Below are 14,611 nucleotides of genomic sequence, written 5' to 3'. Positions count from 1 at the left end.
TCCCGCGCGGCGGGCAGGTGTTTCTGCTCAGCCGCGAACGGGTCTTCGCGTTTCCGTTGGCCTATGCGGCGAAGGCCGCATGAACAGAGATGGCGAAGGCCGCATGAATAGAGATGGCGAAGGCCGCATGACGAAAATGGCGAAGGCTGCCTGATGCGTAAAAAATCCCTCGTCTGGTTCCGCAACGATCTGCGGCTGGCGGACAACCCGGCCCTTGCCGCCGGCATCGGCGCCGGCGCGATCCTGCCGGTCTTCGTGCTCGATCCCGCCGCGAAATGGGGCGGGGCCTCGCTCTGGTGGCTGCACCATTCGCTTGCGGCGCTCGCCCAGGATTGCGCCGCGCGCGGTGCGACGCTGATCCTCCGCCGGGGGGATTCGACCGCGATCATCCCCGCACTCGCGCGCGAGAGCGGGGCCGCTGCCGTCCATGTCGGCCGCTCGCACGAACCCTGGCTCCGCGGCGTCGACCGCGCGGTCGCCGCCGCGCTGAAATCCGATGACATCGCCTTCGAGCGGCACCGTTCCGCCCTGATGTTCGGCCCCGAGCAGATCACCAACAAAACGGGCGGAGTGTATGGGGTCTATACCCCGTTCTCGCGCGCCTGTTTCGAGGCCTTCACCGCCCGCCCGCCGATCGACGTCCCCGAGCGGATCGACGGTATCGGCGATGTCGCCAGTGACGCGCTGGAAGATTGGCATCTGCTGCCCACGAGCCCCGACTGGGCCGGCGGGCTGCGCGAGACCTGGCAACCCGGCGAGGCCGGCGCACATAAGCGCCTCGCCGATTTCCTCGACACCGGCCTCGATGATTACGACAAGCAACGCAACCTGCCCGGCGCACCCGGCACCTCGATGCTCTCGCCGCATCTGCACTGGGGCGAAATCGCGATCGATGCGGTCTGGCGCGCCGCCGAAGCCACCAAAACCAAGCGCACCGAAGGCCGCCAGACTTTCCTCAAAGAGCTGGTCTGGCGCGAATTCGCCGCCTATCTGCTCTGGCACAACGACACGCTCGACACCGTGCCGATGCGCGCGCAATTCGCCGACATGCCGTGGCGCGACGCGCCGGACGAACTCGGCGCGTGGCAGCGCGGGCAGACCGGCATCCCGATCGTCGATGCCGGGATGCGCCAGCTCTGGCAGACCGGCTGGATGCACAACCGGGTGCGGATGATCACCGCCTCCTTCCTGATCAAGCATCTGCTGATCCCCTGGCAGGATGGCGAGGCCTGGTTCTGGGATTGCCTGGTCGATGCCGATGCCGCCTCCAACGCCGCCTCCTGGCAATGGGTCGCCGGGTGCGGCGCCGATGCAGCACCTTATTTCCGGATCTTCAACCCCGTGCTGCAAGGGCTGAAATTCGACCCGCAGGGCGATTACGTGCGCCGCTTCGTCCCCGAACTCGCGAAACTGCCCAACGAGATCATCCACGCCCCGTGGGACGCGGCACCCGACGCACTCCACAAGGCCGGCGTCACGCTCGGGAAGACCTATCCGCGCCCGCTGATCGACCTCGCCACCGGACGGGACCGCGCACTCGCCGCCTATAAATCGATCGGAGCCGCATCGGAATGACCAGCGAAAAACCGAAACTCGCGGTGATCGGCGGCGGCATCGCCGGGATGTCGATGGCATGGCTGGCGCGCGAGGCCTTCGACGTCACGCTCTACGAGGCCGAACCGCGCCTCGGCGGCCATGCCGATACCCAGCTCGTGACACTCGATGGCGCGGAGGTCGCGGTCGATACCGGCTTCATCGTGCTGAACGACCGGAATTATCCCAATCTCGAAGGGTTCTTCCGCGAACTCGGGGTCGCCACCCACGACACCGACATGACCTTCGGCGTCTCGGTCGGAGACGGCGCGCTGGAATATGGCGGGTCCAATCTCGGCCAGCTCTTCGCCCAGAAATCCAACCTGCTGCGGCCGCGCTTCTGGCGGATGATCCAGGACATCCTGCGCTTCAACCGCGAAGCCCCCGCTTTGCTCGACGGCACCAGCCCCGAGACCCTCGGCGACTATCTCGACCGCAACCATTACGGTCCCGGCTTCACCGAGGATCACATATTGCCGATGGGGGCGGCGATCTGGTCCGCCTCGGTTGCGGGGATGCGCGCCTTCCCCGCGCGGCATTTCGTGCGGTTTTTCCACAATCACGGCCTGCTCACCATCAACGACCGGCCGCAATGGCGCACCGTCACCGGCGGCTCGCGCATGTATGTCGCGCGGGTGCGCGCCGCGCTGGAGGGCCGTATCCGCACCGGCGAGCCGGTCCGCCGCATCGCACGGCACGACGGTTCCACCAGCGTCACCACCGATCGCGACACGCAGCACTACGACCAGATCGTGCTCGCCTGCCACGCCGATCAATCCCTCGCGATGATCGACCGCCCGACCGATGCCGAACGCACCCTGCTCGGCGCCGTGGGGTTTCAGGACAACCGCGCCGTGCTCCACACCGATACCGCCCTGATGCCCCGCCGCCGCAGCGTGTGGTCCGCGTGGAACTACCTCTCGCGCGGTGCCGCCGACCACGATCAGGCGATCAGCGTGACCTACTGGATGAACGCGCTGCAAGGGCTGAAAACCCCTCGCCCGCTGCTGGTCAGCCTCAACCCGCTGGTCGAGCCCGACCCGGCCAGCATCCTGCTCACCCGCCACTACACCCACCCGCGCTTCGACACCGCGGCGATGGACGCGCAGGAACGCCTGCCCGCCATCCAGGGCACCGACCGGCTGTGGTTCGCCGGCGCCTGGACCGGCTGGGGCTTCCATGAAGACGGCATCGCCTCCGCGGTGCGCATTGCCACTGCCTTGGGGTTACCGATACCGTGGGGCACGGGCATCGAACGGCGGGTCGCATGACTGAGGCTATGATCTATGCTGGCGTTGTCGGTCATATTCGCTACGCCGCGCCCCGGCACAAATTCACCTACCGGATGTGGATGCTCGCGGTCGATCTCGATGATCTCGACGATCTGGCTGCGCGCAGCTCCCTGTTCCGCCACAACCGGTTCGGGCTTATCGGCATCAACGATCGCGACCATGGCCCGCGTGACGGTACGTCGCTGCGCCCTTGGGTCGAGGCCGCGCTGGCGGAAAATGGTCTCGCTGCGTTTGGTGCCCACATCCGTTTGATGACGATTCCCCGTATCATCGGTTATGCATTCAACCCGATATCATTTTATTTCTGTGCCGATGCCGATGGGCGGCTCGGGGCCGTGCTGCACGAGGTGAACAACACGTTCGGTGATCAGATCGCTTACGTGATCCCGGTCGCACCTGGCGCGGGGCTGATCCGCCAGCGCGTTGCCAAGGCGATGCACGTTTCGCCTTTGTTCGATATGCAGGGCCGCTACGATTTCACGTTCACGAGGCCGGGGCCAAAGTTTCGGCTAAGCCTGCGCTACGGCGCCGAAACAAGGCGGATGAGCGCCACCATGGTACTCGATGCAACACCCGCAACTGATAATGCGATGCGCGGGCAACTCGTCCGCATGCCGTTGGTTGCAATCAAAGTGATCGCCGCAATCCATTGGGAGGCGATCAAAACCCTTGCGCGCGGGGCAAAATTCCACCGCGAACCTGCACGCACACACCAACCGATCATTCGAGGAGACGCCGTATGAGCGACGCCACCATCCTTGCGAACCCGGGCGCCAACCCCGCCCTGCCGCGCGACCGCCGCTTGCGGCTTGGCCTCGGAATCGCCCGGATGATCAAGGCGGGAACCATGGAGGTGGTACTGCCTGATGGCTCGGTACATCATTTCACAGGCAGCGAACCCGGACCGAAGGCAACCATCGTGGTGCGCGATGCGCGCATGATCGCCAAATTGGTATTCGGCGGCAGCCTCGGCCTCGCCGAAGCCTACCTCGAAGGCTGGTGGGATAGCCCGAGCCTGATCGACGTGCTGCGGTCGGGTACATTGAACGAGGCCGCATGGGAGGACATGCTGCGGGGCAAGCTATGGGCGCGGGCGATCAGCTTCGTTGCGCACAAGCTGCGGCCAAACACGCGCAAGGGTGCCAAACGGAATATTTCCGAGCATTACGATCTTGGTAACGATTTCTATGCATCATGGCTCGATGAGACCATGACCTATTCCGCCGCCATTTTCGAACCCGGCACCAATTGTTTCGCCGTTGCACAGGAGCGGAAGATCCATCGCCTCTGCCGCGCGCTCGGTCTTACGGAGGGGATGGACGTGCTCGAAATTGGCTGTGGTTGGGGCGGGTTCGCAGAGATCGCGGCGCGCGATTACGGTGCCAATGTCACCGGCATCACCTTGTCGCAGGAGCAACTCGAATACGGCCAGGCGCGGATCGCGCGCGCCGGGCTCGGCAATCGCGTCACCCTGCGGTTGCAGGATTATCGCGACGTGACCGAAACCTTCGACCGGATCGCCTCGATCGAAATGTTCGAAGCGGTGGGCGAACAATACTGGCCGACCTATTTCGACTGTGTGCGTGACCGACTGAATCGGGACGGCCTCGCCGGGTTGCAGGTCATCACCATCGCGGACCGATATTTCGAGGAGTATCGCTCGAGCGCCGATTTCATTCAGCGTTACGTATTTCCTGGCGGCATGCTGCCATCGCCTACACGGTTCGACCAGGAGGTTGCACGGGCGGGTTTAAAGCTGCGGGAAAGCTTTTGGTTCGGCCAGGACTACGCCGAAACCCTCGCGCGCTGGCAGCATGCGTTTCAGGCCGCATGGCCTCAGATCGGCGCGCTGTCGCGTCAGTACGATCATCGGTTCAAGCGGTTGTGGGAATATTACCTTGCCTATTGCGAGGCCGGCTTCCGCGCCGGCTGGACCGATGTCGGCCAATTCGTGATCGGACGAAGCTGATTGGCGACCGAACCGCTCACCCGGATTACCAGACTGATTTATGCGGCACCTGCGCTGCCGCTGGCAATGCTGGGTCTGCCGCTGCTCGTGATCCTGCCGGATTTCTGGGCGGGACCGATGCATATGAATCTCGCCGTTGTTGGATTCGTTTTGACGTCGGTCCGAATTTTCGATGTGATCGTCGATCCTACGATCGGCCGACTGTCCGATCTGTCGCATTCTCGATTTGGCCGGCGCAAACCTTTCATGGCCGTGGCGATGCCGGTGGCCGCGGTCGGCGCTATCGGACTATTCTTTCCCCCGCCGGGTGCCGGAGCCGCGTGGTTGTTCGTGTTCTATGCGCTCGTCACCTGGGGCTGGACGGCGCTGTCCCTGCCCTATTGGGCGTGGGGGGCTGAATTGTCCGACGAATACACCGAGCGTCAGCGGATCACGAGCCTGCGTGAAGGCGGCACGATCCTTGGTATCCTGATCTCGGCGATCGCACCGGTAGCGCTCGGCATTACCTCGCATGTTGGCCAAGCTCATCTGCTCTCACTGCTGACCATCGGCCTCGCAACGCCGTTCGTTTTTTTAGCGTTGGTTAGGGTCAGAGACCCCCTGCCGGTCCGGCGCTCGCCGCCAGCTGGGCTGAAACCAACGCTGCAATTGGTCGCCTCCAATCGCCCATTCCGGCGCCTGATTCTGGCCTGGGCCGTGAATGGCCTCGCCAATGGCCTGCCGGCGGCGCTGATCCTGATTGTGTTCGACCAGATCCTGCACATGCCGAAAGCCTCCGGCCCGTTGCTGCTGGTCTATTTCACCGCGGGTGTGGTTTCGGTACCATTTTGGCTGAAACTCTCCACCCGGATCGGCAAGCATCAGACCTGGGCGGCGGCGATGGCGATGTCTGGCGTGGCTTTTGCCTTCGTGCCGGCAATTCTGCACGCCCCCCACGTGCTGATCCTGTTCGGGATCATCAGCATCTTCACCGGCGCCGGGTTGGGTGCCGATTTTACCATTCCGCCCGCGATCCAGGCTGATGTCGTCGATGTCGACGAAGCAGCAAGCGGCGAGCAACGGGCCGGCATCTATTTCGCGGCCGCCACCATGGCCCAGAAGGCCGGTAACGCCCTTGCCCCCGGTCTGGCGTTTCCGCTGCTCGGTCTGGTGGGGTTTTCGACCCATGGTGGTAACAATGCGTTGCAGGACGGCGTTTTGCTTGCGCTGTATTGTGGCATCCCCTCCGCGCTCAAACTCGCCGTGGCGGTGATCATGCGGCGATTTCCGATCGACCGCGCGGTGCAGCATGAATTGCGCGCGGCGATTGCGGCGCGCGCATGATTCCGGCTGGTGTCAAGTTACGAATCGTTGGCGACGTCCATGGCGATGCCCAAGGCTTCGCCGCGGCAGCCGCGACAGACCGTTTCATCATCCAGCTTGGCGATCTGGTCGATGACGGTCCGGATACCCCAGGCGCGCTGCACCTGATGTTCGACCTGATCGACCAAGGGCGCGGCTTATTTCTGCTCGGCAATCATGATTTCAAACTTGCCCGCGCCTTGCGCGGTGACTCAGTTCAACGTGGTCCCGGTCTCGCAGCAACCCTTGCGGCGCTTCCCCCGGCGACAGCCGCACGAGTGCTTGCCGAGATCGCCCGTGCACCGGGGTGGCTCGCAATCCCCGATGCGTTGTGCGTCCACGGTGGTTTTCACCCCGCCATGCTACACAACCCACCGCCGTTCCTGCCGCCCGCGCGGGCCGATCGCCTGTTGGCGAGGGCTCTTTATGGCCAGACCACGGGGCGGGTGACCGGTATGGGCAAACCGGAGCGGCTGCTTACCTGGGTCGATCAGATTCCCGCCGGGCTCACGGTTTATTGCGGACACGACCAACGCAGCTCCAACGGTCGTCCGCTAACCATAGCCGGCGCGTTGGGCGGTCGTGCCGTTTTCATGGATACCGGGGCTGGCAAGGGCGGGCATCTCTCGTGGATCGATCTGCCGGCGTAGAGCTGAACCGCCCCGCCCATGCGAGGGCGAGCGTTCAGCCGCGCGCCGCTGGATACTCGCGCTCCCAACCACCACCGAGGGCCTGATACAGCGTTACCAGATCGGTCGAGACCCGCGCCAGGCTCTGTGCTTCGGATTGCGTTGCCGCCAACTCGCTCTGCTGCGCGGTCAGCACCTGCAAATAATCGGCCAGCCCTTCGCGGTAGCGCTCCTGCGCCAGGTCTAACGCGCGCTTGCTCTCGGTGACATCGACCCGCAGCGCCGCCAGCGTGTTCTGCTCCTGATCATAGGCGGTCAGGGCATTGTCCACCTGATGGAACGCGGTCAGAACGGTCTTGGCATATTCGATCGCCGCCGCCTTCTGCTCGGCCTTTCGAAGATGTAATTGCCCATTGAGCTTGCCGCCTTCGAACAGCGGCAGAGTGATCTGCGGTCCGATTGCATAAGTTACCGCCGCGAGCTGATTCAGATTGGAGAATTGCAAGGCCTGCAACGAAACCGATCCCGACAATGAAATGTCTGGGAAGAAATCCGCACGTGCCACACCGATTTCAGCGGTTGCTTCATGCAGCTTGGCCGAGGCTTCACGGATGTCCGGTCGCCGCTGCATCAATTGCGACGGCAGTCCGATCGGTACCAGCGGTGGTACTGGCGGGACCGCAGCAGCGTCGATCAGGCTCGACCGTAACGCGCCCGGGCCGCGCCCCAGCAAAAGGCTCAGCTGGTTGATGTCAGCATCGATCGCCGCATGCAGCGCTGGGAGTTGTGACTTCACGGCCGCCGCTTGCGCCCGCGCATCCGCCACATCGAGCGCGTTCGCCAACCCGGCCTGTTCGCGTTGGTTGGTCAAGCCGGCGATATGGTTCGAACTTGCCAGATTGTCCTGAGTGATCCGTAGCACGGTCTGTTCGGCGCGCAGGTTGATATAATCCTGCGCTACCTCGGCCTCGGTGTTCAGTAACACCGCACGCCGCGCATCACGTGACGCTTGAACCGCCGCGAGGGCCGCCTCGACCGCGCGGCGGTTCTTGCCCCACAGATCGAAATCGAACACCGAGGAAAACCCGTACTGGAACAGGTTGAACGGCTGGATTGCCGACCCTGAGATACCACCGCCGCCGATCGAGGAAGCTGATCCGTTGGCGGTCTGCCCGGCGTTGGTACTGGTGCTGGTATTCGACCCAGCGCCGCCGAGCGCTGTGAACACCCCCTTCTTGCTCGGCCCTTCACGGGTGAATGAGCCGGCGAAATCAAGGTTGGGATAGAGTGTTGCCCCCTCGATCTGAGCCTGAGCCTGCGCTTCGGCGAGACGTTGCGTGGCAATCCGCACGTCTAGATTCTGTTTGATTGCCTGACGTTCCAGCGCGGTCAGCGCCGGATCGTCGAAACTCTGCCACCAAGCCAGATCGACGGCACCCTGGCTCACCCGATCGGGTGCGGTGATGGCGGGCCGATTGTCCAGAAACGATGCCGCAGCGCGCGGCTTAGGATTATGGAAATTGGGCCCGAGTTCGCAGCCGCCAAGTGATAGCGTTGCCAATAGCCCGGCGCCCAGGACTGGGGTCCATCGCAGATGTCGCCTGATCCGATCAGACCTCATAAGACACTCCTTTTGTCGCAGCCTTGACCGGCGCGCCTCGTACCGGCGCACCCAATAACAGAATGACCGGCCAGACCAACAGAGCGATGAGGCCGAGAATATGAAACAAATCGAGATAACTCATAAATGCTGCCTGTTTCTGCACAACGGCGGCAATTTCGGGAAGTGTCTGGCCATGAAGGCTGACATACGGTGTGATCGCATCAGCCAATCTGGCATGGTGGAATTGGGTACGCCACGCCAGCATCGTCGTGACATAGGAAATCCCGATGCTGCCGCCGATATTACGCACCTGGTTGATGATTGCAGAGGCGTCACCATTGCGCGCCGGTGGCAGACCTACATATGACAAAGCCGAGATCGGTATAAATAGAAATGGCAGGGCAATCACCTGCAAGACCCGGTCGAACGAGATCGTATAGAATGAAACATCGGGCGCCAGGTGCGATTGCAGCGTCAGTGCCATTCCGGTTTCGATCAAACCACCGATTAGCAGCACCTTGGCCGAGACATATCGCCCGGTGACGATGCCGGCTATCGGCATCAGACCGATCGTCGCCAATCCGCCCAACGCCAAGGCGAAGCCGGATGTTTCGGATGAATAGCCCAGCAATGTCTGCGTCAGTTGCGGCAGGAGTTGCGTGGTACTGAGCAGGATGAAGCCGATCACGAACATAATCAGGCACGAAATCGAAAAATTGCGATATTTGAAGAGCCTTACGTTCACCACTGGCGCCGGGTGATCCCACTCCCAAACGGCGAGCGTGACCAGTGACACGGTCCAGACCACAAACAAGCTGCAAATGAAGGTTGAGCCAAAGCCGTCATCGAGGGAAAATTTGTCGAGAAAGATTTGCAACGCGCCAAATCCGCTCGCCACGAGGAAAAGGCCAAACCAGTCGAATTTCAGCCCCGCCGCCAAGCGCGCCGCGCGCTCGCGGATCAGTGTGATTGGTTCATTGACGAAAATCGCGATCAGCGTGAACGCCACAAGCCCGACAGGGAGGTTGATCAGGAACACCCAGTGCCACGACAGATGATCGGTCAACCAGCCACCCAGGATCGGCCCGGTCGCTGGCGCCACGATGATCACCACGCCATAGACAGCGAATACCTGCGCGCGCTTCTCGATCGGGAATGTATCGGCGAACATCGACTGGGTGATCGGCTGCAAGCCGCCGCCGCCCAATCCCTGGATCACCCTTGCCACGATCAGCATGGTCAGCGACGTCGAAAATGCACAAAGCACCGAACTCGCGGTGAACAGAGCAATACAGAGCAGAAACAACGGCTTGCGTCCCATTACTCCAGCCAGCCAACCGGTGATCGGCAAGATCATGCTGTTCGACACCAGATACGAGGTCAGGACCCAGGTACTCTCCTCTGGGCTGACCGCGAGAGAGCCGGCGATATGGGTCAGCGCGACGTTGGCAATCGTGGTGTCGAGCACCTCCATGAACGGGGCCAGCGCGATCATCGCCACGATCAGCCATGGGTTATAAATTCCGGAGGCCGACCGCGGCAGCGCTGGTCGGTTCGCGTAGAGCAGACTCATTTGGGAATGATGCGGATATACGGTTCGACCGACATGCCTGGTGCGATCACGTATTTCGAAAGGCGCGGGTCGTCGAAGGTGATCCGCACCGGTACTCGCTGCACGATTTTCACGTAATTCCCTGTGGCGTTCTCAGCCGGCAGTAACGAGAACACGCTGCCAGTGCCGCGTTGAATGCTGGTAACCCGGGCGTGAAATGCGATCCCTGGCACAGCATCGATATAAACCCGCACATGCTCGCCAGGACGGATGCTGCCGAGTTCGGTTTCCTTGTAATTCGCCGTCACCCAGTACCGATCACCAACCAGCGCCATCAACCCGGTTCCCGGCGCCACCACATTCCCAGTCCGCACCGTTCGCTCGGCGATATAGCCGGACGCCGGCGCGCGAACCGTGGTATAGCCCATTTGTAACCGCGCATTCTCCACCGCGACATTCGCAGCCTGTAACGCCGCTTGTGCTGCCACCAAACCGGCCTTCGCGGCCGCAACCTGCTCGCGCGCCACATCCACCTTCGCCTGAGCCGAACGCAGATCCGATGTCACAGCATCCAAGTTGGTTCGGGTGATCGCCGCAGGGTTGATGCGCCGATACCGTCCGGCATCGCGCGTCGCTTTGAACAGATTCGCTTGCGCGACCTCGACATTGGCACTTGCCTCGGCCACTTCCGCTCGCCTGGTGCCGACATCAGCCAGCGCCTGCGCCCGCTGTGCCTCAGCCCGGTCCACTGCAACGCGTTCCGTGCCGGAATCCAGTTCCACGAGAACCTGCCCCTTGGTCACGTGTTCGTTTTGATGCACCAGCACGGCCTTCACCTGACCGGCAATCCGCGGCGCAATCCGATGGATCGCGCCATCGATCTGAGCGTCATCAGTTGTCGCGAAATTGCGTGCGTGCAACCAGTAAACCACGCCACCGACAACCAGCGCCAGCAAAACCAGCGCCAGAATTAGAAACGGACGTCGGCTGCGTCCGCGCGCCGGCACACTTGTCCCCGCGTCGCTGACTGTACCCGATTTAATCTGCTCGCCGCCGCCGTCCATCCCGCTGTCATCCTGCCCTGACAATCGGATTACTAAGTCATGATCTTCGGATGGAACGCAAGTGAGGCGGCGACGCCATGCGGCTGATGCCGTTCTGAACGCGCGTTCATAAAAATGCGTCGGTGATGCGGATTCGCCTTGCCAAGCGAGATCGATTACAGAATACTACCTTAGGTAGCAAAACAGCTCTGCCATGAATAGAAATGGATCAAAAATGATGGGTTTTCAGACACTCGACGGTTTCGTGCGGGAACGAATCCGGGCTTGGCCGCAAACTCCCCCCGGCCTCGAAATGGCGGATGCACGCGGTCATGGCGTCTGGCTGAAAGCCAGACCGGGACCCGCGCTGGAGTCTGATGCCCCCTCCCTGAAAATTCCCGGTGCCGCCAGGATGCGCACTTTTCCCGACGGGCTGTGGCTATGGTTCGGTGGCTCAGCGAGCGATCCGTTCGTGGACATCTTTGCCATCGAGGTCTGTGGCAGTCTGCAAAACCTGCTCGACAAACGCTCACGCTACTCGCCGAGCCTGCATTCCCTGTTGATTTCATGCCCCGCGGTGTGGCTCAAGCGTGGCGTTGCGGAACATGACGATACGCCCCGCTGGCAGACGATTGGCCTGTTCGAGCGCGAGCCGGAAACAACCATCGCCCTGCCCGTGCGGGACATGCGTGTGCTTTATGCGCTCAAGCCGCGGCAATTTGATGAATTCGCCGCTCACAATATCGCCCACGCGCATGAATTATTCGCGCCGATCGATATTCTGGTCGATGAAGCAGGCTGGCAGGCACCGGCGCTACGGCAGTTTTTGTTCCACGCCGCCCGACGCGCCAATTTCTGGGACAAGGCGGCTTATACCTGCAACGAACCCTGGCGGGGCAACCCCCATCCCGCCCTGCTCGAGAGCAAGCCGTGCCAGGTCCGGCCGATCGGAGATTATGCCGTCCACGCCAAACCGGATCATGCGATCAAACGCCTCAGTCGTATTGACCGTCCACGGCATAACAAGGAGGCCGAGCGCCTGAGCCTCAATGACCTCAGCCGCCTGGAGAGTGGCATGAAACGGCGCCCAGGCAACGGCGCCCGTAGCGGCAACGGCTTGCGCGAGCTTGCCATCGAATGCGTCTAGATCCGCCCCGTCCAACCACAAGCCGCCGCGATTGACCGTGTCGGGTTCGGTGAGGCAGCAGCGCCGAAGTCTCGGTTCGATTATCGAGGCTTCGCGCAGCACAAGCCAATCGAATGCGAATAGCACCGCGCGTTCGACAGCGCCGACCGCGCGTAATGCCTCGATCACGATCGACGCCATCACGCGCGGTGACGCGGTGTCATCCTTCCGCTCGGGAGAACTCTTGACCTCGATCAACAGATCGAGCCCATCCAGCACCGCCAGCGCCGCTGCGAGGGTCGGGATCGTCGCACCGTCATGCACCGCCTGCTCCGGGTAGCGCGCGGCATAATCCGATCCCGCGCGCAACCGTCCAACATCATAGGCCGCGAGCCTGGCGTAGGTCAGGTCACGCAGAAGCGGTGCCTCGGTGCCGACATAGGCTCCCTCGCGATCCCGTGCGACATCGGCGTTCAGGCGTGGATCGTGGTGCACCACGGCAACGCCATCGGCGGTCACGCCGACGTCGAATTCGACCCCGGTGACCCCGCATGAGCGCGCCACGGCAAATCCCGCCAGCGTGTTCTCCGGGGCGAGCCCCCGTGCGCCGCGATGACCGAACAGCGCCATCCGCTTCATTCCCCCGGCACCACCTCGATATCGGTGATCAGATGCATCGTCCCCTTAGCGTCCGGTGTCAGATGCGCTCGGCGCGGATGCAGCTCGACCACGCTGTCCTGATGCGAGATGGACACGATCTGAGTTGCCGGCAGCCGCGCCCGGATCGTCCGGAACAGCGCCAGCGCTGCTGGTTCGTCGAGCGCGGACAAGGCCTCGTCGAGAAACAGCCAATCTGGCCGCACGATCAATGCGCGCGCGAGTGCAAGGCGCTGCTGCTCGCCGCCCGACAACCGCATTGTCCAATTATCGACATGCTCCAATTCATCCGCAAGTTCGCCCAGCCCAACATCGACCAACGCGGCCCGAACCGCCGGGTCCGGGACTTCAAGTCCCTCGCGAGGATAGGCTACCGCTCGCTTGAGCGAACCCAATGGAAAGTACGGCTTCTGTGGCAAAAACATGAGGTGCCCCGCCGGACGTGAAACGTCCCCCCGCCCGAACGGCCAAATGCCTGCCAGCGCTCGAAACAAAGTTGATTTGCCGGCACCCGACGGCCCCAGGATCACAATGGGTGTTCCCGGTGACAAATGAAGCTCTGATTGAGCAAACAGATGCCGGCCGTCCGGCAGATCAATCGCGAGTTCGTGCGCACGCAATCCAGTTCCTACAACCTGGGTTCGCAATTCCCGCTGTGTATCGATCAAATGTGCTGCGCGTACCGCTTGTTCGAAGCCATCCAACCGCAGCACAGTCGCCCGCCACAGCACAATTTGCTGATATGAATTGACGAACCACGCAAAGGAACTCTGGGTATTTCCGAATGCTGAACCGATTTGTTGCAACGCTCCTAGCGAAATCGATCCGGCAAAGAACGCCGGCGCCGCGACGACTAATCCTAAAAAAGTCGCAGTATTCACGAATCCATAATAAAAGAAATTGAGCATTTTCGTCCGGCGCATGATTTTCCACCAATTGCCGATAATAGCGGTAAATCTTTCAGACAACCCGCCTATCTCGTGTGTCTCACCGCCATACAGAGCGATTTGTTCGGTATTCTCACGCACTCGCACCAAATTATAACGAAAATCGGCATCGACCTGCTGTTGCTGGAACGCCAGCGGTATCAATGCGCGTCCGATAAGGTGGACGAAACCAGTTCCCAGTATCGAATACCCGAGCGCAATCCAGACCAGATAACCAGGTACAGGCCATCCAAATGGCTTAATCATTCCAGAAATCGACCACAAAATCGCAACATAACTGAAGATACTTGTAAGGTTTGTGACGAAACTTAGGCCGAGGCTGAGGGTGTTCGAGACAAACGAACGAACATCGTCGGCGATTCTTTGATCTGGATTATCAAGCGCCGTTCCAGCCTTCGCAGTGAGACTTATCTGATAATAGGCGCGACCCTGCATCCACGCATCAATAAAATAGTTTGTCAACCAAGTACGCCAACGAATTTCAAGCATTTGAGTGAAATATACTGCATAAACGGAGGCGGCCGTCAGTAAAATCCCAATCTCTAGAAATCCTGGAATGATGTAAGGAACCTGCTTGATTACAATATAGCCATAGGCAAGTTGCCAGAATGTTGCGCTATCTTTTTTCTGTAGTGCATCAAACACATATCGAAACCAATAAGTGTTAAGCACAACTCCATAGACCGTGATTAGGCTTAAAATCAGATTTGCAGACAGCAAACCGTAGGCTCGCCATTTTTGATCAGACTGAAAATAAGGTTTAGACAGTCGCCAAGTATCGCGTAAGGCGGACCAGACACTATTCAGAAATTTCATGACCTAGTCCCAGATGAAGTTGCCGACGCCACCACTTTCGCCT

12 protein-coding genes are annotated in these 14,611 nt (G+C 61.3%); 6 read left to right on the top strand and 6 right to left on the bottom strand.

Annotation, left to right across the window (positions count from 1 at the left end; genetic code table 11):
* Nucleotides 1-153 precede the first annotated feature (153 nt).
* The 6 genes from ACP5E6_RS03720 to ACP5E6_RS03695 are packed head-to-tail and all read left to right on the top strand — an operon-like array spanning nt 154 to nt 6,845.
* Nucleotides 154-1,575, top strand: coding sequence for a cryptochrome/photolyase family protein (locus ACP5E6_RS03720; RefSeq protein ID WP_427951859.1), 1,422 nt, complete (start codon nt 154-156; stop codon nt 1,573-1,575).
* Complete coding sequence (locus tag ACP5E6_RS03715) at nt 1,572-2,864, top strand: NAD(P)/FAD-dependent oxidoreductase (protein ID WP_427951856.1); 1,293 nt, start codon at nt 1,572-1,574, stop codon at nt 2,862-2,864. Before ACP5E6_RS03720 ends, ACP5E6_RS03715 begins: the two co-directional genes overlap by 4 nt.
* Complete coding sequence (locus tag ACP5E6_RS03710) at nt 2,861-3,628, top strand: DUF1365 domain-containing protein (RefSeq protein WP_427951853.1); 768 nt, start codon at nt 2,861-2,863, stop codon at nt 3,626-3,628. Before ACP5E6_RS03715 ends, ACP5E6_RS03710 begins: the two co-directional genes overlap by 4 nt.
* The gene (locus ACP5E6_RS03705; protein ID WP_427951851.1) at nt 3,625-4,854 is read left to right on the top strand and encodes a class I SAM-dependent methyltransferase; all 1,230 of its coding nucleotides are present in this window, start codon (nt 3,625-3,627) and stop codon (nt 4,852-4,854) included. Before ACP5E6_RS03710 ends, ACP5E6_RS03705 begins: the two co-directional genes overlap by 4 nt.
* On the top strand, nt 4,855-6,177 hold the full coding sequence (locus ACP5E6_RS03700; protein WP_427951848.1) for an MFS transporter: 1,323 nt from the start codon (nt 4,855-4,857) through the stop codon (nt 6,175-6,177). It abuts the gene before it with no gap.
* Complete coding sequence (locus ACP5E6_RS03695) at nt 6,174-6,845, top strand: metallophosphoesterase (RefSeq protein WP_427951845.1); 672 nt, start codon at nt 6,174-6,176, stop codon at nt 6,843-6,845. The genes ACP5E6_RS03700 and ACP5E6_RS03695 overlap by 4 nt, the downstream gene beginning before the upstream one ends.
* Before the next feature lie 34 nt (nt 6,846-6,879).
* Here ACP5E6_RS03695 and ACP5E6_RS03690 read toward each other — a convergent pair whose 3' ends face one another.
* From ACP5E6_RS03690 to ACP5E6_RS03665, 6 genes are all read right to left on the bottom strand, one after another.
* Nucleotides 6,880-8,445: an efflux transporter outer membrane subunit gene (locus ACP5E6_RS03690; protein ID WP_427951842.1), complete on the bottom strand. Its 1,566-nt coding sequence runs from the start codon at nt 8,443-8,445 to the stop codon at nt 6,880-6,882.
* Nucleotides 8,435-10,000, bottom strand: coding sequence for a DHA2 family efflux MFS transporter permease subunit (locus ACP5E6_RS03685; RefSeq protein WP_427951839.1), 1,566 nt, complete (start codon nt 9,998-10,000; stop codon nt 8,435-8,437). The genes ACP5E6_RS03690 and ACP5E6_RS03685 overlap by 11 nt, the downstream gene beginning before the upstream one ends.
* On the bottom strand, nt 9,997-11,043 hold the full coding sequence (locus ACP5E6_RS03680) for an HlyD family secretion protein (RefSeq protein WP_427951836.1): 1,047 nt from the start codon (nt 11,041-11,043) through the stop codon (nt 9,997-9,999). Before ACP5E6_RS03680 ends, ACP5E6_RS03685 begins: the two co-directional genes overlap by 4 nt.
* A gap of 544 nt (nt 11,044-11,587) precedes the next feature.
* Nucleotides 11,588-11,779 carry a hypothetical protein gene (locus ACP5E6_RS03675; protein WP_427951833.1) on the bottom strand — a complete coding sequence of 64 codons (192 nt, stop codon included), beginning with the start codon at nt 11,777-11,779 and terminating at the stop codon, nt 11,588-11,590.
* 57 nt (nt 11,780-11,836) lie between these two features.
* A complete protein-coding gene (locus ACP5E6_RS03670) occupies nt 11,837-12,778 on the bottom strand; it encodes a glycerophosphodiester phosphodiesterase family protein (protein WP_427951831.1) in 942 nt (313 codons plus the stop codon).
* A gap of 5 nt (nt 12,779-12,783) precedes the next feature.
* Nucleotides 12,784-14,568, bottom strand: coding sequence for an ABC transporter ATP-binding protein/permease (locus ACP5E6_RS03665; RefSeq protein WP_427951828.1), 1,785 nt, complete (start codon nt 14,566-14,568; stop codon nt 12,784-12,786).
* Nucleotides 14,569-14,611: the final 43 nt, after the last annotated feature.

Source organism: Acidiphilium sp., assembly GCF_049977125.1.
Classification (GTDB): Bacteria; Pseudomonadota; Alphaproteobacteria; order Acetobacterales; family Acetobacteraceae; genus Acidiphilium.
The sequence above is the reverse complement of the archived record's forward strand: the minus strand, read 5'-3'. Positions and strand labels throughout refer to the sequence as shown.